Origin of the sequence: Rhodococcus sp. HM1 (assembly GCF_023218075.1) — a bacterium.
In the GTDB taxonomy this organism is placed as follows: domain Bacteria; phylum Actinomycetota; class Actinomycetes; order Mycobacteriales; family Mycobacteriaceae; genus Rhodococcus.
This window is the reverse complement of the sequence record NZ_JALPTB010000011.1, coordinates 87,464-107,364: the sequence shown is the minus strand read 5'-3', so window position 1 is coordinate 107,364 and position 19,901 is coordinate 87,464. Positions and strand designations below refer to the sequence as shown.

At 69.4% G+C, this 19,901-nt stretch carries 22 protein-coding genes; 9 read left to right on the top strand and 13 right to left on the bottom strand.

The genetic code is table 11. From position 1 onward, the window contains the following. Window positions 1-116: 116 nt before the first annotated feature. Window positions 117-1,064, bottom strand: a complete 948-nt coding sequence (locus M1M07_RS08820; RefSeq protein ID WP_197253891.1) for a winged helix-turn-helix domain-containing protein — start codon at window positions 1,062-1,064, stop codon at window positions 117-119. 211 nt (window positions 1,065-1,275) lie between these two features. On the opposite strand from M1M07_RS08820, the gene M1M07_RS08815 reads away from it, so the two are divergent. Further along, window positions 1,276-1,767 carry a nuclear transport factor 2 family protein gene (locus tag M1M07_RS08815; RefSeq protein WP_248673894.1) on the top strand — a complete coding sequence of 164 codons (492 nt, stop codon included), beginning with the start codon at window positions 1,276-1,278 and terminating at the stop codon, window positions 1,765-1,767. 4 nt (window positions 1,768-1,771) lie between these two features. On the opposite strand, the gene M1M07_RS08810 is transcribed toward M1M07_RS08815, so the two are convergent. After that, window positions 1,772-2,077: an antibiotic biosynthesis monooxygenase gene (locus M1M07_RS08810; RefSeq protein ID WP_197253895.1), complete on the bottom strand. Its 306-nt coding sequence runs from the start codon at window positions 2,075-2,077 to the stop codon at window positions 1,772-1,774. A 127-nt stretch (window positions 2,078-2,204) separates the two neighbouring features. Here M1M07_RS08810 and M1M07_RS08805 point away from each other — a divergent pair, with 127 nt between their 5' ends. Together M1M07_RS08805 and M1M07_RS08800 are read left to right on the top strand one after the other, a co-directional pair. Continuing rightward, the gene (locus M1M07_RS08805; protein ID WP_248673893.1) at window positions 2,205-3,596 is read left to right on the top strand and encodes a carotenoid oxygenase family protein; all 1,392 of its coding nucleotides are present in this window, start codon (window positions 2,205-2,207) and stop codon (window positions 3,594-3,596) included. Window positions 3,597-3,615: 19 nt separating this feature from the next. Further along, window positions 3,616-4,218, top strand: a complete 603-nt coding sequence (locus M1M07_RS08800) for a mismatch-specific DNA-glycosylase (RefSeq protein WP_197253897.1) — start codon at window positions 3,616-3,618, stop codon at window positions 4,216-4,218. Here M1M07_RS08800 and M1M07_RS08795 read toward each other — a convergent pair. Further along, the gene (locus M1M07_RS08795) at window positions 4,215-4,544 is read right to left on the bottom strand and encodes a DUF1330 domain-containing protein (RefSeq protein ID WP_248673892.1); all 330 of its coding nucleotides are present in this window, start codon (window positions 4,542-4,544) and stop codon (window positions 4,215-4,217) included. The genes M1M07_RS08800 and M1M07_RS08795 overlap by 4 nt on opposite strands. Window positions 4,545-4,665: 121 nt before the next feature. Here M1M07_RS08795 and M1M07_RS08790 point away from each other — a divergent pair, with 121 nt between their 5' ends. Together M1M07_RS08790 and M1M07_RS08785 are read left to right on the top strand one after the other, a co-directional pair. After that, entirely contained in the window at window positions 4,666-5,460 is a 795-nt protein-coding gene (locus tag M1M07_RS08790) for a helix-turn-helix domain-containing protein (protein ID WP_248673891.1), read from the top strand. A gap of 95 nt (window positions 5,461-5,555) precedes the next feature. Beyond that, window positions 5,556-5,771 carry a maltose regulon activator MalT gene (locus tag M1M07_RS08785; protein ID WP_197253903.1) on the top strand — a complete coding sequence of 72 codons (216 nt, stop codon included), beginning with the start codon at window positions 5,556-5,558 and terminating at the stop codon, window positions 5,769-5,771. A gap of 18 nt (window positions 5,772-5,789) precedes the next feature. On the opposite strand, the gene M1M07_RS08780 is transcribed toward M1M07_RS08785, so the two are convergent. The 4 genes from M1M07_RS08780 to M1M07_RS08765 all read right to left on the bottom strand — a co-directional run bounded on the left by M1M07_RS08780 (window position 5,790) and on the right by M1M07_RS08765 (window position 8,852). Then, window positions 5,790-6,314 (bottom strand): 2'-5' RNA ligase family protein, encoded by a 525-nt coding sequence (locus M1M07_RS08780; protein WP_248673890.1) that lies wholly within the window; start codon window positions 6,312-6,314, stop codon window positions 5,790-5,792. After that, window positions 6,314-7,561 carry an RNA polymerase sigma factor gene (locus tag M1M07_RS08775; protein ID WP_197253904.1) on the bottom strand — a complete coding sequence of 416 codons (1,248 nt, stop codon included), beginning with the start codon at window positions 7,559-7,561 and terminating at the stop codon, window positions 6,314-6,316. Before M1M07_RS08775 ends, M1M07_RS08780 begins: the two co-directional genes overlap by 1 nt. 2 nt (window positions 7,562-7,563) lie before the next feature. After that, the gene (locus M1M07_RS08770; RefSeq protein WP_248673889.1) at window positions 7,564-7,974 is read right to left on the bottom strand and encodes a YciI family protein; all 411 of its coding nucleotides are present in this window, start codon (window positions 7,972-7,974) and stop codon (window positions 7,564-7,566) included. Window positions 7,975-8,096: 122 nt separating this feature from the next. Then, window positions 8,097-8,852 carry a CPBP family intramembrane glutamic endopeptidase gene (locus tag M1M07_RS08765; RefSeq protein ID WP_197253907.1) on the bottom strand — a complete coding sequence of 252 codons (756 nt, stop codon included), beginning with the start codon at window positions 8,850-8,852 and terminating at the stop codon, window positions 8,097-8,099. Between the two features lie 207 nt (window positions 8,853-9,059). Here M1M07_RS08765 and M1M07_RS08760 point away from each other — a divergent pair, with 207 nt between their 5' ends. Beyond that, complete coding sequence (locus M1M07_RS08760; protein ID WP_197253909.1) at window positions 9,060-10,757, top strand: fumarate hydratase; 1,698 nt, start codon at window positions 9,060-9,062, stop codon at window positions 10,755-10,757. Between the two features lie 66 nt (window positions 10,758-10,823). On the opposite strand, the gene M1M07_RS08755 is transcribed toward M1M07_RS08760, so the two are convergent. Continuing rightward, entirely contained in the window at window positions 10,824-11,216 is a 393-nt protein-coding gene (locus tag M1M07_RS08755; RefSeq protein WP_197253911.1) for a hypothetical protein, read from the bottom strand. Window positions 11,217-11,261: 45 nt separating this feature from the next. Beyond that, window positions 11,262-11,720 (bottom strand): carboxymuconolactone decarboxylase family protein, encoded by a 459-nt coding sequence (locus M1M07_RS08750; RefSeq protein ID WP_248673888.1) that lies wholly within the window; start codon window positions 11,718-11,720, stop codon window positions 11,262-11,264. A 75-nt stretch (window positions 11,721-11,795) separates the two neighbouring features. On the opposite strand from M1M07_RS08750, the gene M1M07_RS08745 reads away from it, so the two are divergent. Then, complete coding sequence (locus M1M07_RS08745; protein WP_248673887.1) at window positions 11,796-12,701, top strand: sigma-70 family RNA polymerase sigma factor; 906 nt, start codon at window positions 11,796-11,798, stop codon at window positions 12,699-12,701. Between the two features lie 103 nt (window positions 12,702-12,804). On the opposite strand, the gene M1M07_RS08740 is transcribed toward M1M07_RS08745, so the two are convergent. From M1M07_RS08740 to M1M07_RS08725, 4 genes are all read right to left on the bottom strand, one after another. Further along, window positions 12,805-14,115, bottom strand: coding sequence for an MFS transporter (locus tag M1M07_RS08740; RefSeq protein ID WP_248673886.1), 1,311 nt, complete (start codon window positions 14,113-14,115; stop codon window positions 12,805-12,807). A gap of 76 nt (window positions 14,116-14,191) precedes the next feature. Then, window positions 14,192-14,839 carry a maleylpyruvate isomerase family mycothiol-dependent enzyme gene (locus tag M1M07_RS08735; protein ID WP_248673885.1) on the bottom strand — a complete coding sequence of 216 codons (648 nt, stop codon included), beginning with the start codon at window positions 14,837-14,839 and terminating at the stop codon, window positions 14,192-14,194. 61 nt (window positions 14,840-14,900) lie between these two features. After that, window positions 14,901-15,374, bottom strand: coding sequence for a VOC family protein (locus tag M1M07_RS08730; protein WP_248673884.1), 474 nt, complete (start codon window positions 15,372-15,374; stop codon window positions 14,901-14,903). A 61-nt stretch (window positions 15,375-15,435) separates the two neighbouring features. Next, window positions 15,436-16,866, bottom strand: a complete 1,431-nt coding sequence (locus tag M1M07_RS08725; RefSeq protein ID WP_248673901.1) for a lipase maturation factor family protein — start codon at window positions 16,864-16,866, stop codon at window positions 15,436-15,438. A gap of 128 nt (window positions 16,867-16,994) precedes the next feature. Here M1M07_RS08725 and M1M07_RS08720 point away from each other — a divergent pair, with 128 nt between their 5' ends. Both M1M07_RS08720 and M1M07_RS08715 read left to right on the top strand, forming a co-directional pair. Next, complete coding sequence (locus M1M07_RS08720) at window positions 16,995-18,509, top strand: ATP-dependent DNA ligase (protein WP_248673883.1); 1,515 nt, start codon at window positions 16,995-16,997, stop codon at window positions 18,507-18,509. A gap of 75 nt (window positions 18,510-18,584) precedes the next feature. Continuing rightward, the gene (locus M1M07_RS08715) at window positions 18,585-19,892 is read left to right on the top strand and encodes an alpha-hydroxy-acid oxidizing protein (protein WP_248673882.1); all 1,308 of its coding nucleotides are present in this window, start codon (window positions 18,585-18,587) and stop codon (window positions 19,890-19,892) included. Window positions 19,893-19,901: the final 9 nt, after the last annotated feature.

Here is a 19,901-nt window from a genome sequence, read left to right as displayed (position 1 = left end):
TCGGTCGAGAAGATCACCGCCCCCGAGGTCCGGGGTGGGCACCATCGGGTATTGCACCACACCCCCCAGCCGTCACAGGGGTAACACGCGAAACCGAGGTGCCGGCTGTCGCCCGGCTATCGGCCGGCGAGATCCGCGAAGTAGGCCGGCACCAGCGCGACGTCCTCGACCGTCCGCACCGTGGTGCGCACGCCGAGCCCGTGTTCCTTGAGCAGGTCGCACAGGCCGTCGCCGTCGATCAGGTCGATCGGCGGTGCGCCGTGCCGGTGTGCCTCCGCGCGGGCGTCGTCGGTGAACGAACCGGTGGAGACGAGCAGCCCCTTGTCGCCGCGACCCACCATTGCGGCGCGGAACTCGCGGACGACGTCGGCGCCGGCCCGCTCGGGGCCGCGCACGAACCGGAAGAAGACGGAGAAGCTGAGCAGCGAGACCCGCAGCACACCGGTGCCCTCGACGGCGGCGTCCGCGTCGTCGGGTTCGCTGTCCGGCACGGAACCGGGCGCGGGGATCGTCAGGGTCGTGAATCCGGCGGCGCGCAGCACCGAGGTGACCATCCGGGCGAAGCCGTCGGCGGGCAGTTCGGCGATCGCGGCCAGGACCGGTTCGCGCCAGAGTTCGGGATCCTCGGGTGCCGCCACGAGCGGAACGACCTGAGCGCCCGACGACGCGTTGCGGACCAGCCGCTTGCGGCGCTTCTCCGCGGTGTACGCCACCTGCATGGGCTTGATCTCGGATTCGCGCACCGCCCGTCCCCGGTCGGTCACGCTCCAGACACCGCGGCGGGTGTTCGAGAGCAGGCCCATGCCCTTGAGATAGGTGCGTGCCCACGCCACCCGGTATTCGATCTCGGTACCGGGACCGTCGCCGTGCAGCACGGTGCGCACCGCCTCGGGCAGGCCGGCACGGTCGATCACTTCGCTGTCGATGTCCTCGATGACGCCGGACCCGCCGAGGGCGATGACCGCCTGCAGGGTGGGCCACAACAGATCCGTGTACGGCGGCAGGGCGACCTCGTCACCGGCCGAACTTTCGGCAGAGGTTCCGACCACGTTCCGGCGCTGCACACCTTCCCCAATCGCGTGCGGGTTGTCTCCGCACCGCTCTCGATCCTGCACGTCGGAATTACCCTAGCGGATCGCCCGAGCACAGCGGCGCACGCACACGCTCCCACCGCGTGGGACGACCCGCCGCGAGCGGGCATCGGCGTGCGATAGTGACCCGGACCACGCCGGGTCACCGGCGAGTGGCGGTGTTCGAGACGGGGTGGGTCACGGCATGGGATGGAGTCACAGCGAACTCGAGGATGCGTTCGCGCTGTACCAGCAGGCGTCCGCGGATGCGCGGCGGACCGGCGACTGGGGACTGTTCGCGGACCGGTTCACCGAGGACGCCCGCTACTACGAGCACGCGTACGGCCGGTTCGAGGGCCGCATCGCGATCCGCGAGTGGGTGATCCGCACGATGGGCGCGTTCCCCGGCAACCGGATGACCGCGTTCCCCGCGACCTGGTCGGTGATCGACGCCGACCGCGGGTGGGTGATCGCCGAGATCGACAACCCGATGGAGGATCCGGGCGACGGCTCGCACCACGCGGCCGCGAACATCACGATCCTGCACTACGGCGGCGACGGGTTGTGGTGCTACGAGGAGGACGCCTACAACCCGATGAACTTCCTGCGCATGGCCCAGGGCTGGTGCCGCGCCGCGGAGGCGGCGGGCACCCTGCCCGAGGACGCCCGCATCTGGTGGAACCGATACGGACGCTGAGCCCTCAGTTCCGTACGTCCGCGATGAGCTCGTGCTGCTCGACCGCGCTCGGGGCCTGCATGCCGGGCGCGTTCGGGTCGGAATGGGAGGCGCGGAACGAGTCCGACTTCAGCCACGCGAGGAAGTCCTCGCGGGTGTCGAACTCCATCGTCGAGACGTAGGGGGCGTCGTCGCCGACGGGACGCTGCAGCGTCGTCCGGTGCAGACCCGGGACGCCGGCGAGCGTGGTGTTCATGCTCTCGACGAAGACCTTCTCGAACGCTTCGGCGGTCTCGGCCGGGACCGGGATGCGGTTGGTGACGATGAACATTGATGCTCCTTGTTTCCGTTCGGGCGGGCCCTCCGAGGCCGCCGCGGCACATCATATCGACATCGTGTCGACAAATGTCGAGCCGGATCGCCCTCGTCCGCGCTTCCCGTTGACTACGATCAGGTCCGTGGCCCGTCCGACACCGATCGACATGGCTCACCACCCGCATCTGAGCGGACTGTTCGCTCCCCAGCGGGAGGAGGTCGACGTCCGCGGCCTCGAGATCGTCGGCGAACTCCCCGACGATCTGCACGGCAGTTATCTGCGCAACGGGCCCAATCCGCGCTTCGATCCGATCGGCAGCTACGTCTACCCCATCGACGGCGACGGCATGGTGCACCGAGTCGAATTGACCGACGGTACAGCGCGATACACGAACCGGTTCGTCCGGACACCGAATGTGCTCGCCGAGGAGAAGGCCGGCCGCGCCTTGTGGTCGGGACTGACCGATCCCTACTTTCCGCCTGCCGAGGAGGTCGGCCCCGACCTGGCGAACACGATCCGGGAACTCCCGGACATCAACGTGATCCGGCACGGCGGCCGGTTGCTCGCGCTGGCGGAGGCCGCTCCCCCCTACGCGTTGGGTTCCGACCTCGAGACGCTCGGGCGCGAAACCTTCGACGGCGCCCTGCCGGTCGGACTCACCGCGCACCCCAAGGTCGATCCCCGCACCGGCGAGATGGTGTCGTTCTGCTACGTGCTGGACGCGCCGTACCTGACCTGGTCGGTGATCGGCGCCGACGGCACGGTGACGCGCGGCCCGACACCGGTCGACGGTGCCGATCGCCCGTTGATGATCCACGACATGGCTCTCACCGAGCGGTACGTCGTCCTGATCCTGGCGCCGTTCGTGTTCGAGCTGGGCCGGATCTTCACGGGAGCCTCGCCGCTGGATTGGCAGCCCGAACTGGGTGTGCGGATCGCACTGATTCCTCGCGACGGCAGCGCAATCCAGTGGCACACGACCGACGCGTTCTGGGTGTGGCACACCGCCAACGCCTTCGACCTACCCGACGGCTCGGTTGCCGTCGACTACGTCGAGTGGCAGTACCCGGGTGGGCTCGTCGACTCCGCCGATCCCAACCCGAGTGCCCTGCGCCGTGCGGTGATCGGACGCAACGGGATCACCCGGACGACGCTGCACGAGCGCAACATCGAATTCCCCCGTGTGGACGACCGCCGGCTCACCGAGACCCATCGGGTCGTGGCCACGGTCGGCGAATCCGGCGCGACCGAGCTGCCGCCGGGTGATGCGGACGCACTGTTCTGGTTCGACGTCGCCGCCGGCACCGAGTCCGTGTGGCTCGGCGGATCGCTGGCGCCGGGCGAACCCGCCTACCTGCCGAGCAGCAACGGCGGACCCGGATACTGGGGTACCATCGCCACCGATCGCAACGATCTGACCAGCTGGTTCCTCGTCTTCCCGGCGGAGGATCCCGCGTCGGGTCCGCTCACGCGGGTGCGGCTGCCGATCCGGGTTCCCGCGGGTCTGCACGGGGCGTGGATTCCGGCTTCCTGACACCGCCTACGGTGGTCGCGTGGGATTCACACGCGCAGAACTCGAGTCGTTTCGCGACGCCGTCGTCCCCGATCTGATCGGGCCCGGATGCCGGTTGCTGTTCGTCGGGATCAATCCGGGTCTGTGGACGGCGGCGACCGGCGCGCATTTCGCGCGCCCCGGAAACCGGTTCTATCCCGCGCTGCTGCGCGCCGGGATCATCACGCGCCCGATCGATCCCGGCGCGGGGATGAGCCCGGAGGACCGGCAGCATCTGCTCGACCGCGGTGTCGGGATCACCAACCTGGTACCGCGCGCGACCGCCCGCGCCGACGAACTGACCACCGCCGAACTGCGCGCGGGTGCCGAACGGCTCGCCGCCGTCGTCGCCGAGTTCACGCCACGGGTGGTCGCAGTCGCCGGAATCACCGCCTACCGCACCGCTTTCGGACGGCGTAAGGCTGTGACGGGCCTGCAGGACGAGACGATCGGCGGCGTCCCGCTGTGGGTGGTGCCGAACCCGAGCGGACTCAACGCCCACGACACGGTCGACTCGCTCGCCACCGCCTACGCCGAGCCGGCGCTCCGCGCCGGTGTGCCTTTGTGGCGGCCAGGGGCGCCACAAAGGCACACCGGCGACTAGCGGACCTTGGCCAGGTAGTCACTGGCGCGGTAGCCCGGCCCGACCCCCTCGACGAGGATCGCGGAGCCGTCGGAGTGCTCGGTGCGCAGCGGCAGGATCGCCTGGTACGCGGGCGATTCGTACCAGGTACGGGCATGCTCGGCGTCCGGGAACTCGATGACGATGAGATGTCCGGGCCACGTTCCTTCCACGACCACCGGATCGGTGCCGTGGACGAGGAACTGGCCCCCGAATTCGTCGAGGGTCGCGTCGATCTCCTGGAGGTAGCGCACGATCTCCGGTCCGAAATCGACCGAGCGCAGGTGGGCGACGGCGTATGCGGTCATTTTCTTCTCCCGTGGTTCGTTGGCCGGTGGGTACACAGACGAGACTCCCGGTCGCGGCGACACGAATCGATTACCTGTGAGGTAATGGCAGCCCTTCCCGGCCTCCCCTACCGTCGAATACATGACAACCGTGCAGCAGGAATCGGCCGGCGCGCTGCTGCGGCACTGGCGGGAACGTCGCGGGCTGAGCCAGCTCGCCCTCGCCAACCTCGCGGGGGTGTCGGCGCGGCACCTCAGTTTCGTCGAGACCGGCCGGTCGAAGCCGTCCCGCAGGATGCTGCTCGCACTCGGCGAACATCTGGATATTCCGCTGCGGGAACGCAACGCGCTGTTGCTCGCAGCGGGTCTGGCCCCGGCGTATCCGGAGCATCGGCTCGGCGACGTGCCGATGGCCGCCGTGGCCGACGCGATCGGCCGGATCCTGACGTCGCACATGCCGTTTCCGGCGCTGGTGGTGGATCGGCACTGGACGATGATCGACGCGAACGACGCCGTCACCGGACTCCTCGCAGCCTGCGCACCGGCCCTCGTCGAGCCCCCGGTGAACGTGCTGCGGTTGACGCTGCATCCCGAGGGGCTCGCCCCGCTGATCTCGAATCTGGGCCAATGGCGGGCGCATCTGCTGGCACGACTGCGGCACCAGATCGGGGCGACCGGCGACCCCGAGCTGATGCGCCTGCACGCCGAACTCGAGGGCTACCCCGGGGACGGGACCGCGGAGGCCGGGCACGCGGACGCCGGTGACAGCGCAGCGCTCGTGGTACCGCTGCGGTTGCGGGTCGGCGACGTCGAGTTGTCGCTGCTGAGTACCACCACACTGTTCGGAACCCCGCTCGATGTGACGGTGTCGGAACTGGCGATCGAGGCGTTCTATCCCGCCGACGACGCGACCGCCCATGTGCTGCTCGGCAAGTGAACCGGTCGGCACCGAACCGCTCTCGTGTCGCGCCGCCGCGCGGTAACGTCGAAACGGCCCCATCATCGTGAAACCGGATCCGGAGGACACCGATCATGAGCACTGCAAAGTGGTGGGTTCTGGACGGACGCAACAACGGTTTCGTCCTCGAGGAACGACCGAGCGGCGACATCGTCGTCGTCAATACGACGACGTCCGAGGAGCACGTTCTGCACGGCTACGTGTGGAAGCACTCGCACGTGTTCGGTGTGCAGATCCAGAGCGAGGGCCCGCCCCCGTACGGGCGATGGGTGGAGAACCCGGAAGACTGAATTCTCGACAACCGGATCTCACGGAATGATCCGGAGCGCATAGCGCTCCCCTGTCCTGCTGTCGACGAGTGCCGCCGCATCCACGACCGCGGCGACGGGCAGCACGTCGTAGATCGCGGCGGCAAGTCGCGGCAGGTCGGTCAACCGTGTGCGCGGACTCAGCGTGCAGTGGGGCATCCAGACGTCGGGACGGTAGTGCTTGTGCAGGTCCGCACCGGTGGCGACGACCGCGTCGACGACGCGGCGCTGCCGCTGGAGCAGGTCTGCGGTGGGTGCCGGCGCCAGCCAAATGCGCCCGCGCCGGAAGGTGCCGAGCGCGTCGAAGTGCAGGACCATGGGACCTCCGTCCGCCAGCGTCTCGACAGCGGCCGCGACCTCGTCGACGACGAAGGTCCGCAGCACCGCATAGGACAGGTGCGGGACGTGACGGCGGTGGGTGTGCGTGAGCAGCGTGGGAATGTCGAGGTCCTCGAGCCTGTCCCACAGGCGGCGCAACGCGCGTTCGGTTTCCCTGTCGAAGAGCAGGCACACCGCGAGAGCCATCAGCCGAGACGTTCGGCTCGCGCGTACAGATACCGCTGCTGGGGCAGGCTCGTGGCGCGTCGCGCGGCCTCGCCGTATTCCGCCCGGGCTGCCGCCTCGTCGCCCAGCATCTCGAGCAGATGCGCCCGCACCGCATGGAACCGCCGGCCGTCCGCGACACGGTCGTCAGCAGCGAGCCGCGCGAGGAGGTCGAGCCCATCCTCGGGACCGCGTGCCATCGCGACGGCGACGGCGTGATTGAGCGCGACGACGGGGTTGTCCGACATCCGCAGCAGCAGTTCGTAGAGCCGCACGATCTGCGGCCAGTCCGTCTCCTCCGCACGAGACGCACGATCGTGCACCGCGGCGATCGCGGCCTGGAGCTGGTACGGGCCGGCTTCGCGGCGGCGAAGTGCCCCAGAACGAAGTGCCCCGGCAACCAGTGCCGTGCCCTCGGCGACGGCGTCGCGATCCCACAGCGAGCGGTCCTGCGCGTCCAGCGGGATCAACGCTCCGTCGGCGGACACCCGCGCGCCGCGCCGCGCGTCCGTCAGAAGCATCAATGCCAGCAGTCCCGCCACCTCGGGGTCGGACGGGAGCACCCTGTGGACGATGCGGGCCAGCCGGATCGCCTCCGACGACAGGTCGTGGCGGACGAGGTCCGTGCCCGAGGTCGCGGCGTAGCCCTCCGTGAAGATCAGGTACAGCACGTGCAGCACCGCTGCGAGTCGCTCGGCGTATCCGTCGGCCGCGGGCATCCGGAACGGCTCGCCGCTGTCCTCGATACGTTTCTTCGCGCGGCTGATCCGGCGGGCCATCGTGTCCTCGGAGGTCAGGAACGCCCGCGCGATCTCCGCGGTGGTCAGGCCGCCGACGGCCCGCAACGCGAGCGCGACCTGGGATGCGGGCGTCAGCGACGGGTGGCAGCACAGGAACAGCAGCACGAGCGTGTCGTCGGAGGGGACGTCCGCATCCGCCGCGGGTGCTCGCCATCGATCGGACGGTGTCCATTGCGTGACGACATCCTCGCGGCGCCGCCGCGCCTGCTCGCTGCGCAGCAGGTCGGTCAACCGTCGTGATGCGACGGTGACGAGCCACGCCCCCGGATCGTCCGGAAGCCCCGAGCGCGGCCATCCGGTCGCGGCCGCCAGCAGCGCTTCCTGCACCGCGTCCTCGGCCAGGTCGAAGCGCCCGTAACGCCGGACGACCGCACCGAGGACGCGCGGTGCTTCGTTGCGCAGCACGTCCTCGAGCGCGGTGTCGTGCATGTCTACGGTTCGGGTTCCGGGGGCACGCCTTCGTCGATGGGACGGACGTCGGCGTAGGCGGCGGCACGGACATGCGGCGGCGCCGGGCACTCGGCGAGCCGGAGCGCGATCTCGGTGGCGCGGTCGAAGCTGTCGCACTCGACGATCCAGTAACCGGCGAGCACTTCCTCGGACTCGGCGTACGGCCCGTCGGTCACGAGCGCGCCGGGCCCGACGCGCCGGGTGTGGACGGGCGCGGCCAGTCCCCGGGTCTCGACGAGTTCGCCGGAGGCCTTGAGTTCGGCGTTGAACTTGGTCATGAACTCGGCCATGGCCGCGAAGTCCTCCTGCGACCATGCGGGCGTCCCCGTGCTCTTGCCCGCCATGCCGTCGTAGTCCTGCTGGGTCCCGTAACTCTGGATCATGAATTTCATGGCCGTTCCTCCTCCGTGGCACCCCGGATGGGCGCTGCATCGGATACGTCGGAGCCGGTGACCCCGTCCGGACACAGTCCTGAAGAGAAATTATCGGCGAATGCGGGAGACTTCGGTGCCGATCAGGCCACGGTCACGTGCCACACCAGCGCGGCCGCGAGCGCACCGACGCCGTTGAGCGACCAGTGCAGCGCGATCGGGGCGAGGATGCTGCCGCTGCGACGACGCAGCCAGGTGAAGACGAATCCGGCGGCCGCGGTCGCGACGACGGCGCCCGCGATGCCGAGGACCTGCCCCCACACGCCACCGCCGAGCACTGCGCTCAGGCCCGCGTTCCCGGAGGTGAGGCCGAGCGACGACGCGATGTGCCACAGGCCGAACAGCAGCGAGCCGGCGGCGAAGACGCCGCGGGCGCCCCACGCGCGTTCGAGCGCGCCGTGCAGGACGCCGCGGAAGGCGAGTTCTTCCGGGATCACCGTCTGCAGCGGAATCACGATCATCGATGCGACGAGGGCACCGGAGATGGTCGCGTACCGCTCGGACAGGAAGAACTGCCGGGTGAACGGCAGCGCGATACCGACGGCGACGACGCCGACGACGAGCCCGATGGCCCCGAGCGAGTAGAGCGTCCCGCGCTTCCAGTGCCGGGGCGACAGTCCGAGTTCCGACCAGCGCATTCCGCGGTGCCGCATCATCGCGACGAGCACGAGCGCGGCGATGGGCACGGTCGCGATGGACGCCCACACGGTGGTGAAGTGGGCCACCATGTTGGTGGCGACGAGCACGGCGACGACGACGAGAACGTCGAGCCACGCGTGAGCGCGGTGGAGGCGTACGAGACCCGCGGCGACTCCGCCGGGCATATTCGCGAGAAGCATCCCCTCCAGTGTACGGATCGCGGGCCCGTCGCGGCATGACGCACATCACTGCAACGGGGTACCACCCGTCACCGAGAGCCGGAAAACCGCAGGTGACGCACGTCACTTCGCGATCGGGAATCGTCTGGGTCACACGCCCCGTTGTCAAGGTCTTGCGTCGTCGCCGCTAGCCTGTTAGCCGAACCCAGCCCCTCTCCAGGAGAAATCATGGCCGACTTCCTCTACGAGGACCTGCTGCCCATCGGGGAAGACCCCACCGAATACCGGCTGCTGACCAGTGAGGGGGTGTCCACCGTCGAAGGACCCGACGGCCGCACCTTCCTGAAGGTCGAACCCGAGGCTCTCCGCCTGCTCACCGAGACCGCGCTGCACGATATTTCCCACTACCTGCGCACGGATCACCTGAAGCAGCTCGCCAGCATCCTCGAGGACCCGGAAGCGTCGAACAACGACAAGTTCGTGGCCCTGGATCTCCTGAAGAACGCGAACATCGCCGCGGCCGGCGTGCTCCCGATGTGCCAGGACACCGGCACCGCCATCGTCATGGGCAAGCGCGGCCAGCACGTGCTCACCCCCGGCGACGACGAGGAGTCGATCGCGCGCGGCGTGTACGACGCGTACACGAAGCTGAACCTGCGCTACTCGCAGAACGCTCCCCTGACCATGTGGGACGAGAAGAACACGGGCAACAACCTGCCCGCCCAGATCGAGCTGTACGCGGACACCGCGAAGGGCCACGAGAACTCCTACAAGTTCCTGTTCATGGCCAAGGGCGGCGGATCGGCCAACAAGTCGTACCTGTACCAGGAGACGAAGGCCATCCTGAATCCGGACTCGATGATGCAGTTCCTCGAGGCCAAGATCCGCTCGCTCGGCACCGCCGCGTGCCCGCCGTACCACCTCGCGATCGTCGTCGGTGGCACGTCCGCCGAGTTCGCGCTCAAGACCGCGAAGTACGCCTCGGCGCACTACCTGGACGAGCTGCCCACCGAGGGCGCGATCACCGGCCGCGGCTTCCGCGACCACGAGCTCGAGAAGAAGGTCTTCGAGCTCACCCAGAAGATCGGCATCGGCGCGCAGTTCGGCGGCAAGTACTTCTGCCACGACGTCCGCGTGATCCGCCTCCCCCGCCACGGCGCGTCGCTGCCCGTCGCGATCGCCGTGTCCTGCTCGGCGGACCGCCAGGCGAAGGCGAAGATCACCCCCGAGGGCGTGTTCCTCGAGCAGCTCGAATTCAACCCGGGCCGGTTCCTGCCGGAGATCACCGACGAGCGCCTCGATGCCGAGACCGACGGCGTGTCCGGCACCGGCAAGGGTGCCGCCGTCAAGATCGATCTGACCCGGCCGATGCCGGAGATCCTGGCCGAGCTGTCCAAGCACCCGGTCAAGACCCGGCTGTCGCTGACCGGACCGCTGGTCGTCGCCCGCGACATCGCGCACGCCAAGATCAAGGAACGGCTCGACGCCGGCGAGGAGATGCCGCAGTACCTGCGCGACCACCCGGTCTACTACGCGGGTCCGGCCAAGACCCCCGACGGCCTGGCGTCCGGCTCGTTCGGCCCGACCACGGCGGGTCGCATGGACTCGTACGTCGAGCAGTTCCAGGCCGCGGGTGGCTCGATGGTGATGCTCGCGAAGGGCAACCGCTCCAAGCAGGTCACCGACGCGTGCGAGAAGCACGGCGGCTTCTACCTCGGCTCGATCGGCGGCCCGGCCGCCCGCCTGGCGCTGGACTGCATCAAGAGCGTCGAGGTCGTCGAGTACGAGGAACTCGGCATGGAGGCGGTCTGGAAGATCGAGGTCGAGGACTTCCCGGCCTTCATCGTCGTCGACGACAAGGGCAACGACTTCTTCGCCGGTACCGGCGAGGTCACGCTGACGATCGGTAAGCGCCCCGGCCTCTGATCGGTTGCACCCCAACGCATCCGCGGACCGTTTCGGTTCGCGGATGCGTTGTTTCGTCTGCGGCCGTCAGGCGCAGGCCGCGCACGGCTCGGTGCGGGAGAGCACCGCGGGTGCCTGCGCGACCACGTCCTGCAGGAACCGCACGACGGTGGCCGCCGAGGCGGGTTCTCCGGGCTTCAGCACCGCGCACAGGGCCCGGCAGACGTCGGGGTCGAGCGCGGGTTCGGCCCGGAAGTTGGTGCCGAGCGCGAGCGTGAGCGGTCCCGGAAGCCGGGGCGAGCGGATCTCGAGTGCCGCGCCCGCGTGCCCGTCGGTCAGGCAGACGTCGAAGCGCGCGACGTCGGCGTCGTGCTCGAAACGGACGGTCCGCACGCGGTTGTGACGCATCTGCCGGTACAGGGGTCGCAACCCGCCGAGGACCAGGGGGCGGATCGTGACCGAGTTCCTCTGGACGTTCATAATTTGGAATTATTCCAGATTATGTCGAGGGCCGGCAACCGTCCCTCACAGCACTGCCGCTCCCGCCACCTGCTTCACCGAGGCATTGATCCGATTCCAGACGTTGATCGTCGCGATCTGCACGATCAGCGCCGCGAGCTGCTCCTCGGTGTAGAGATCGGCGGCCGCGTCCCACACCTCGTCGGGAACCGGGTCCGGCCGGTCCGCGAGCCGGGTGACCGCCTCGGTCAGCGCCAGCGCCGCGCGTTCCTCGTCGGTGAAGTACGGGGATTCGCGCCAGGCGGCCACCGCGAACAGCCGCTCGGCCGTCTCGCCGTCCTTCATCGCAAGCCGCGGGTGCAGATCGACACACACGCCGCAGCCGTTGATCTGACTGGCCCGCAGATGCATCAGATGCAACGTCTTCACGGGAATGTCGACGTCGTCGGTGGACTGTCCGAGCGCGTGGATCGCCTGCATCGCCGCGGGCAGGACCATCACCGGATTCTTCATTCGAGCCTGCATCGGTTCGCTCCTTGTCACATCGGGTCGTTCCGGTTCGTCACCACATCGACGGAACAGGGCGGAAGGATGTGACAGATGAGCGACGAGGATTTCCTGGCGCGGCAGTTCGAGACCCACCGAACACACCTGTGGTCCGTCGCCTTCCGCATGCTGGGGTCGGGGGCGGACGCCGACGACGCACTGCAGGAAACGTGGCTGCGGCTGAGCCGTTCCGACACCAGTGAAGTCGCCAACCTCGCCGGCTGGCTGACCACCGTCGTGAGCCGTGTATGCCTGGATCAGCTGCGGGCCCGCCGATCACGATCCGAGGTCTCCCTCGACGATCCCGATCACCCCCGGGCGCCCGCACTCCCCCAGCCTGCGACCGGGCCGGAACACGAAGCGGTTCTTGCCGATTCCGTCGGAGTCGCGATGCTCGTCGTCCTCGACACCCTCGGCCCGGCGGAACGGCTCGCGTTCGTGCTGCACGACATGTTCGGTGTGCCGTTCGACGAGATCGCCCCCATCGTCGACCGCGCCCCTGCCGCGACCCGGCAGCTCGCCAGCCGCGCGCGACGCCGGGTGCAGGGCGCGACCCTCACCCCATCGGACCTGTCGCGCCGGCGGCAGGTCGTCGACGCGTTCCTCGCCGCGTCCCGGGAAGGCCGGTTCGACGACCTGCTGACGCTGCTCGACCCCGAGGTGCGCCTGCACGCCGACGACGCCGCGGTCGCCGCCGCGCACCACGCCGCCGCGGCCGGGGCGCCCCTGCTCGAACGCGAACTGGTCGGGGCCAAGGCGGTGGCCACCGCGTTCTCCGGACGCGCCCGGAAGGCGCAGACCGTCCTCGTCGACGGCATGCCCGGCGCGGCCTGGGCACCCGGCGGCATCCCGCGGTCCGTGTTCGTCTTCACCATCGACGACGGCCGGGTCGCAGCGATCGACGTGGTGGTCGATCCCGAGGAGATCGCCGCGCTCGACATCGTGTTCGTCGACAACTGACGTCGCCGCGTCCCCCTACCTTTTCCGAGCGAGCGGTACATTCGATCGATCGAAGGAGACGAGCGATACATTCGCTCGGACGCGGAGCGCACACCGCCGACGGTCAGGCGTCGAGCACGGTCCCCGCCCGCTCCGGCAGGGTGTAGGCCGCGACCGCGGCGACGGCGAACGCGGCCGCGAACACCCCGAACACGAGCCCGTTCCCGCCGTGCAGCAGCCACGGCACCATGAGCGGCGCGAGGATCGACGCGATCCGGCCGAACGCCGCGGCGGCGCCGGTGCCGGCCCCGCGCACCGACGTCGGATACAGCTCCGGCCCGATCGCATACAACGCGCCCCACGCGCCGAGGTTGAAGAACGACAGCATCATTCCCGCCGCGACGATCGTGGTCGGAGTGTCCGCGAGCCCGAACAGTCCCGCCGCGACCGCCGAGCCGACGAGGAACGTCGCGAGGGTCGCGCGGCGGCCCCACACTTCGATCAGCCAGGCCGCGACCGCGTAGCCGGGTAGCTGCGCGAGCGTGATGATCAGGGTGTATTCGAACGACTTGACCAGGTCGAAGCCCTGATTGACGAGCAGGCTGGGCAGCCAGATGAACGCGCCGTAGTACGACAGGTTGATGCCGAACCACACGATCCACAGTGCCGCGGTGCGCGCCCGCAACCGCGGGGACCAGATGGATTCCGCGACGACGGGTGTCGGCTCCACAACCGGTTCGTCGATCGGGGGCGTGGCGACGGCGACGCCCGCCGACCGCTCGAATGCCCGTACCGCGGATTCGGCCTCGGCGAATCGACCCTTCCGCTCGAGGAACCGCACCGATTCGGGAAGGCCCAACCGCACCACGACGGCGTACAACGTCGGGACGACACCGGCGAGCAGTGCCCAGCGCCAGCCGTCGTCGTTGATCGGCACGACGAAGTAGCCGATCAGCGCGGCCATGATCCAGCCGACCGCCCAGAACGCTTCGAGCGCCACCACCACGCGACCCCGCACCTTGCGCGGCGCGTACTCGCTGACCAGCGTCGATGCGACCGGAAGTTCCGCCCCCAATCCGAGTCCGACGACGAACCGCAGCACCAGCAGCACCGCGACCGATCCGGCCAGCGCCGACGCACCGGTCGCCAGGCCGTAGACGAGCAGCGTGGTCGCGAACACCTGCCGGCGTCCGATGCGGTCGGCGAGCAGCCCGCCGAGCGCCGCCCCGACGGCCATGCCGACGAACCCGATCGAGCCGATCCACGAGAGCTGGGTGCTGCTGAGGTTCCATTGCACGGCGAGCGCGGCCATCACGAACGAGATGAGCCCGACGTCCATCGCGTCGAGCGCCCAGCCGATGCCGGAGCCGAGCACCAGCTTGGTGTGTCTGCGGGTGAACGGCAGTTCGTCGAGCCGCTGAGCGCGCGTGGTCATGAAGCGCAACGTACCGGCCGGGCCGCTCGATTCGCAGTGAGCGACGCGATGGGGTTTCGCACACCCGGGAAGGCCCTCAGGAAGGCATCGACTGCCCACGCAACGCCTCTGCCCCCTCCCCGCTCAGACGCGACAGCGCCGCGCGCCGGCCGGTGAGCAGCAGCAGAATCGCGGAGATCGGTCCGCGCACCTCAGGACCCTCCCCGACCGACCAGTCGGCATCGGTTGCGGTGAAGCGGAATCCGTCGAGCGGAACGGACGCGAAGACCCGGCTCTTGCTCGTTCCACGCGAGGACCGGACCCGATCCGCCGCGGTGGCCGCCGCCGCGGTCGGTATCGGGAGGTCCCGCTGCAGCGGCACCGCGATGTCCTGGCTGTGGACGAGGATGTCGATCAGTGTCTCGAGCTCGGTGAGGCCGATGTTGTGCCGGCGCGAGCCGATCATGGCCCGGATGTCCGCGACCAGCCGTTCGGGCGGTGACGCGGCGCGGCTGCGGGCGGCCTCGCGGATCGTCGTGTTGACGCTGCCGGGATGCCGCAGCGCCATCCGGATCGCCTGACCGAGCGTGATCTGCTGCAGCGTCAGGTGGGCGGCGACGTCGCGCACGGTCCAGCCCTCGCACAACGACGGGTGCGACCATTCGTCGTCGGTGAGCTGTTCGAGCAGGTCGGCCGTGCGTCGACGTTGGTCGTCGATCGCGTCCCACACCTCGTCGGAGTCCATCCGCTCGCCCCCGTTTCCCGTCCTCCCGCACGACACCCGGCCCGGATGACACCCGGCACGTTCAGACGCGCGCCGCCTCCTCGAGCACCGGCACCTCGATCTTGTGCATCTTCATCAGCGCGTCGCTGACCCGCTGCACGACTCCCAGATCCGGGTCGGACATCAGTTCCCCGAGCCTGCGCGGCACCACCTGCCAGGACACCCCGAACCTGTCCTTCAGCCATCCGCACTGCGATTCCTCGCCGCCGTCGGCGGTGAGGGCGTCCCAATAGTGGTCCACCTCGTCCTGGTCGGCGCAGTCGATCGCGAACGACACGGCCTCGTTGAACCGGAACTGGGGACCACCGTTGAGCCCGCCGAACCGGGTGCCGTCGAGTTCGAACTCGACGGTCAGGGCGGTGCCCGCCGGAACCGGTGAGTCCTCGGGATAGGGAGTGACCTTCAGAATGCGCGAATTGGGGAACACCGTGATGTAGTACTCGGCTGCTTCCTGCGCGTTCATGTCGAACCACAGCCACGGGGTGATCGCGGGCATCGGTTTCTCCTCGTCTCGGGTTTCCATCGTCGCCTACACAGACCCCGCGGCGCGGGAAAACTCATCGGTCGACGAGCTCGGCCGGGTAGAAGAACTCGCCGATCAGGCTCCGCTCCCACCACTCACCCGTCGCACGCCGCTGCGCGCGGGTGGTGAACCGGTACCGGTACAGGCGGGCGCGCACGAAGCGCGGCGGTTCGTCCGGGAACGGGTTGTGCCGCAGCAGCTTCAGAACGTGCTTGTCGTTGCTGAGCAGTTTCGCCATGAGCTGCGGGAACCAGGCGGCCGCGTAGTCCCGGGAGATCCCGGCGAACCACATGAGCCAGTCCAGCCTCAGATGGTAGGGCGCGAACTGGCGGGGTCGGCGCCGCAGGTCGCCCGGCTTGCCCTTGAATTCGTATTCCTTCCATTCCGTGTCGTGGCCGATCGTCGCATCGGAGGTGCCTTCGACGACGACCTCGCGTCGCACCCGCGTCACGCTGCCGAACGCGCCGTAGGTGTTGACGAAATGCCACTTGTTGAAGCTGGCGTTCATCTTCTGCTTGCCCGACGCCATGTTCCGGATCGGCTGGTAGCTCAGCACCACCACCACGGCGGCCAGGGCCAATGCGGCCGCAGTGAAGGCCGCTGGTGTGTCCTTGTGGCCGCCGGGGGCGCCGAAAGGCAACACCAGGTCGTAGGCCGCATTCGGTATCACGGACAGCCCGAGGATGATCGCCATCCAGTTCAACCACGAGAAGTTGCCGCTGGCCACCAGCCACAACTGGGTGACGATCATGATCCCGGCGGCGATCCCGGCGACCGGTTGCGGCAGGAACAACCCGAACGGCACGACGAGCTGCGTGAAGTGGTTGCCGAGGACCTCCACCTTGTGCAGCGGTCGCGGCAGGCGATGGAAATACCAGCTGAACGGGCCGGGCATCGGCTGGGTCTCGTGGTGGTAGTACAGGCACGTCAGGTCCCGCCAGCAGCGGTCGCCGCGCATCTTGATCAGACCCGCTCCGAACTCGAGGCGGAACAGCAGCCACCGCAACAGGATCAGCACGACGAACGGCGGCGCGATCTCCGTATTGCCCAGGAAGATCGCGAGTACACCCGCCTCGAGCAGCAACGACTCCCAGCCGAACGAGTACCACACCTGCCCGACGTTGACGATGGACAGGTACAGCGCCCACAGGACGAACCACACGAGCATCGTCAACGGCAGCGGCAGCAGGTCCGTGACCCCGAGGATCGTGGCGGCGGCGAGCACCGCCCCGATCGCCGCGACCGCGGCGTAGAACCGGTCCGAATAGTGCCAATGGAACAGGCTCGGCGACCGCCGGAACGGCACCGCCCGCACGAAGTCCGGAATGGGGAGCAGCCCATCGGACCCGAGCAGCGCCCGGAACTGGTTGAACGCCACCAGGAACGCGACGAAGTACAGGGCCGCGAGTCCCCGCGTGAAGAACAACCGGCCCCACGTGTAACCGTCCGCATCGAACCAGTCCACCGCCCTCACCGATTCCGAGGATCCCACCGCTGCGACGCTTTGAAAACCCGCGCCTCCCCGAGAGGGCACCGTCGTCCGTCCGGATCGAATATCGATCCCCACCGCCCGGACGCGGCTACCGTCGGACTGTGCGTGTGTCCCGGATCGTCGCCGTGTCGGACGCCGTGGGTGCCACCCGCTCACGGCGGGAGAAGGTCGCGCTGCTGCGGGAGCTGCTGGCCGACCTGGACCCGGACGAGGTGGAACCGGTCGTCGCGTGGCTGTCGGGCGAGGTGCGGCAGGGCCGGATCGGCGTCGGGTGGCGCACCCTCACCGGCCTGCAGATCGACCCGGCACCCGAGCCGACCCTGTCGGTCGGTGACGTCGACGCGACCTTCACCACCCTCGCCGCGACCACCGGCGCGGGCTCCACGGAACGCCGCCGCATGCTGCTGACCTCCTTGTTCGGTGCCGCGACCGCGGAAGAGCAGCAGTTCCTGGTCCGCCTGCTCACCGGCGATCTGCGGCAGGGCGCGCTGGAAGGGGTGATGACCGACGCCGTCGCCGCGGCCTCGTCGGTACCGGTCGATGCGGTGCGCCGCGCGTTCATGTTGTCGGGCCGCCTCCCCGCGACCGCGGCGGCCGCGCTCGCGGGCGGTGTGGAGGCGCTGGGTGTGTTCCGGCTCGAGGTGGGCCGGCCGGTCCGGCCGATGCTCGCCTCCCCCGCCGGGTCGCTCGCCGAGGCGCTCACCCAGCTCGGCCCGGTAGTGAGCGTCGAGTACAAATTGGACGGCGCCCGCATCCAGGTGCACCGGCACGGCGACGACGTCCGCGTCTACACCCGCACGTTGCGCGACATCACGTCGAGCGTGCCCGAGCTCGTCGAACTGGTTGCGGCACTGCCGTGTTCGAGTGTCGTGCTCGACGGCGAAACCCTGGCGCTGACCGACAGCGGACGACCGCGCCCGTTCCAGGAGACGATGAGCCGGTTCGGCGCGGCGAGCGCCCACGACCTGCTGCTGCACCCGTACTTCTTCGACTGCCTGCATCTGGACGGCACCGATCTGCTCGACGCCCCGCTCACGGACCGGATCGCCGCCCTCGACACGGTCGCAGCGCCGTACCGGATCCCGTCCCTGATCGAGCCCAATCCGGAGGCGGCAGCAGCGCACTTCGACGCTGCCCTGGCCGACGGCCATGAGGGTGTGATGGTCAAGTCCCTCACCGACCCATACGCGGCCGGACGGCGTGGCCGCACCTGGCTCAAGGTCAAACCCGAACACACGCTGGACCTGGTGGTACTCGGCGCCGAGTGGGGCTACGGCCGGCGCACCGGATACCTGTCGAACCTGCACCTGGGCGCCCGCGACCCCGACGGCGGCGAACCGGTCATGGTCGGCAAGACGTTCAAGGGCCTGACCGACGAGCTGCTGCGCTGGCAGACCGAGGAGTTCCCGCGCCGCGAACGTGCCCGCGACGCGCACACCGTCTACCTGCGTCCCGAGCTGGTCGTCGAGATCGAACTCGACGGGGTGCAGGTCAGCCCGCGTTATCCCGGCGGGGTGGCGCTGCGGTTCGCGCGGGTGCTGCGGTACCGGCCGGACAAGGACGCCGCCGACGCGGACACCATCGACGCGGTGCGCGCGCTGCTGCCGTCCCGGTAAACGGCCGAATGCCGATTCCCGGCCGCGGGTCGCGGTTACCGTCGTCGATGTGCGTGCGCCCCGAGAGGAGAACCCGTGACCGAAATCGCCGCCTCCCCCGCCGCAGGTCCCGGCCGGGAACGTCAGGGTGTCGTCTACCGCGACGGGGCGCTCGGCCGCCGCCCGGCCGTCCCGACGAACTTCGCCGATCTGGAGCGCGCCGCGCGCCGGGCCAGTTCGAAGCGTGCCTGGGCGTACGTCGCGGGAGGTGCCGGTGAGGGCCGCACGATGCGCAACAACCGGCGCGCGTTCGACCGGTGGGCGATCGTGCCGCGCATGGCGCACGGCGTCACCGAACGCGACCTCGGCACCACGGTGGTGAACACCGCGTTGTCGTCGCCGCTGCTGCTCGCACCGGTCGGTGCGGGCGCGTTGATGGCCCCCGACAGCGACCTGGCGATCGCGCGGGCCGCCGCGGCCACGGGGGTGCCGTACATCTTCTCCAACCAGGGCTGCACGCCGATGGAGGACTGCGCCGCCGCGATGGGCGACGCACCGCGCTGGTTCCAGCTGTACTGGAGCTCGGACGAGGACCTCGTCGACAGCCTGCTGCACCGGGCCGAGACGATCGGCGCGGAGGCCGTCGTCGTCACCCTCGACACGACCGTGCTGGGGTGGCGTCCGCAGGATCTGAATCTCGGTTCGCTGCCGTTCGCGCGTGGCGAGGGCATCGCCCAGTACACGTCCGATCCGCGTTTCCGCGACATCGTGCGGCGGCGGATCGACGCGGCACGCGAGACGGTCGCGGAGCGGCCCGACATCACGTTGGGTGCGATCCGCACGCTGCTGGCGATGACCCGCAACCATCCGGGCCGGTTCCTCGACAACCTGCGCTCCCCCGTGCCGCGTGCCGCCGCGGAAACGTTCCTCGAGATCTACTCCAATCCGGGCCTGAGCTGGGATCATCTGGCGACGCTGCGCGACCGCACCCGGTTGCCGGTCGTGCTCAAGGGGATTCTGCATCCCGACGATGCGCGCCGCGCCGTCGATCTCGGTGTGGACGCGATCGTGGTGTCGAATCACGGCGGCCGCCAGATCGACGGTTCGCTCGCTTCGCTCGATGCGCTCCTCGACATCCGGGCCGCGGTCGGGCGGGGACCGACTCTCCTGCTGGACAGCGGAATTCGAAGCGGCGCAGACATATTCGTCGCGCTCGCGCTCGGCGCCGACGCGGTGCTGCTCGGCCGGCCCTACATGTACGGGCTGGCGCTCGCGGGGCAGCGCGGGGTCGAGGAGGTGATCCGCAACGTGATCGCCGAGTTCGACCTCACCGTGGCGTTGACGGGTGCGCGGTCGGTCGACGAGATCGACGAACGGTTCGTGCGCCCCAATCCGTCGGCGTGAGCCAGGTCT

What these genes read in the sequence shown, in the direction of transcription:
- M1M07_RS08760 (WP_197253909.1), top strand. Translation starts at nt 9,060, where the DNA reads ATGGCCGACTTCCTCTACGAGGACCTGCTGCCCATCGGGGAAGACCCC.
- M1M07_RS08730 (WP_248673884.1), bottom strand. Translation starts at nt 15,374, where the DNA reads ATGCCCGCGATCACCCCGTGGCTGTGGTTCGACATGAACGCGCAGGAA.
- M1M07_RS08745 (WP_248673887.1), top strand. Translation starts at nt 11,796, where the DNA reads ATGAGCGACGAGGATTTCCTGGCGCGGCAGTTCGAGACCCACCGAACA.
- M1M07_RS08815 (WP_248673894.1), top strand. Translation starts at nt 1,276, where the DNA reads ATGGGATGGAGTCACAGCGAACTCGAGGATGCGTTCGCGCTGTACCAG.
- M1M07_RS08770 (WP_248673889.1), bottom strand. Translation starts at nt 7,974, where the DNA reads ATGAAATTCATGATCCAGAGTTACGGGACCCAGCAGGACTACGACGGC.
- M1M07_RS08790 (WP_248673891.1), top strand. Translation starts at nt 4,666, where the DNA reads ATGACAACCGTGCAGCAGGAATCGGCCGGCGCGCTGCTGCGGCACTGG.
- M1M07_RS08750 (WP_248673888.1), bottom strand. Translation starts at nt 11,720, where the DNA reads ATGCAGGCTCGAATGAAGAATCCGGTGATGGTCCTGCCCGCGGCGATG.
- M1M07_RS08755 (WP_197253911.1), bottom strand. Translation starts at nt 11,216, where the DNA reads ATGAACGTCCAGAGGAACTCGGTCACGATCCGCCCCCTGGTCCTCGGC.
- M1M07_RS08775 (WP_197253904.1), bottom strand. Translation starts at nt 7,561, where the DNA reads ATGCACGACACCGCGCTCGAGGACGTGCTGCGCAACGAAGCACCGCGC.
- M1M07_RS08735 (WP_248673885.1), bottom strand. Translation starts at nt 14,839, where the DNA reads ATGGACTCCGACGAGGTGTGGGACGCGATCGACGACCAACGTCGACGC.
- M1M07_RS08785 (WP_197253903.1), top strand. Translation starts at nt 5,556, where the DNA reads ATGAGCACTGCAAAGTGGTGGGTTCTGGACGGACGCAACAACGGTTTC.
- M1M07_RS08740 (WP_248673886.1), bottom strand. Translation starts at nt 14,115, where the DNA reads ATGACCACGCGCGCTCAGCGGCTCGACGAACTGCCGTTCACCCGCAGA.
- M1M07_RS08765 (WP_197253907.1), bottom strand. Translation starts at nt 8,852, where the DNA reads ATGCTTCTCGCGAATATGCCCGGCGGAGTCGCCGCGGGTCTCGTACGC.
- M1M07_RS08780 (WP_248673890.1), bottom strand. Translation starts at nt 6,314, where the DNA reads ATGGCTCTCGCGGTGTGCCTGCTCTTCGACAGGGAAACCGAACGCGCG.
- M1M07_RS08795 (WP_248673892.1), bottom strand. Translation starts at nt 4,544, where the DNA reads ATGACCGCATACGCCGTCGCCCACCTGCGCTCGGTCGATTTCGGACCG.
- M1M07_RS08810 (WP_197253895.1), bottom strand. Translation starts at nt 2,077, where the DNA reads ATGTTCATCGTCACCAACCGCATCCCGGTCCCGGCCGAGACCGCCGAA.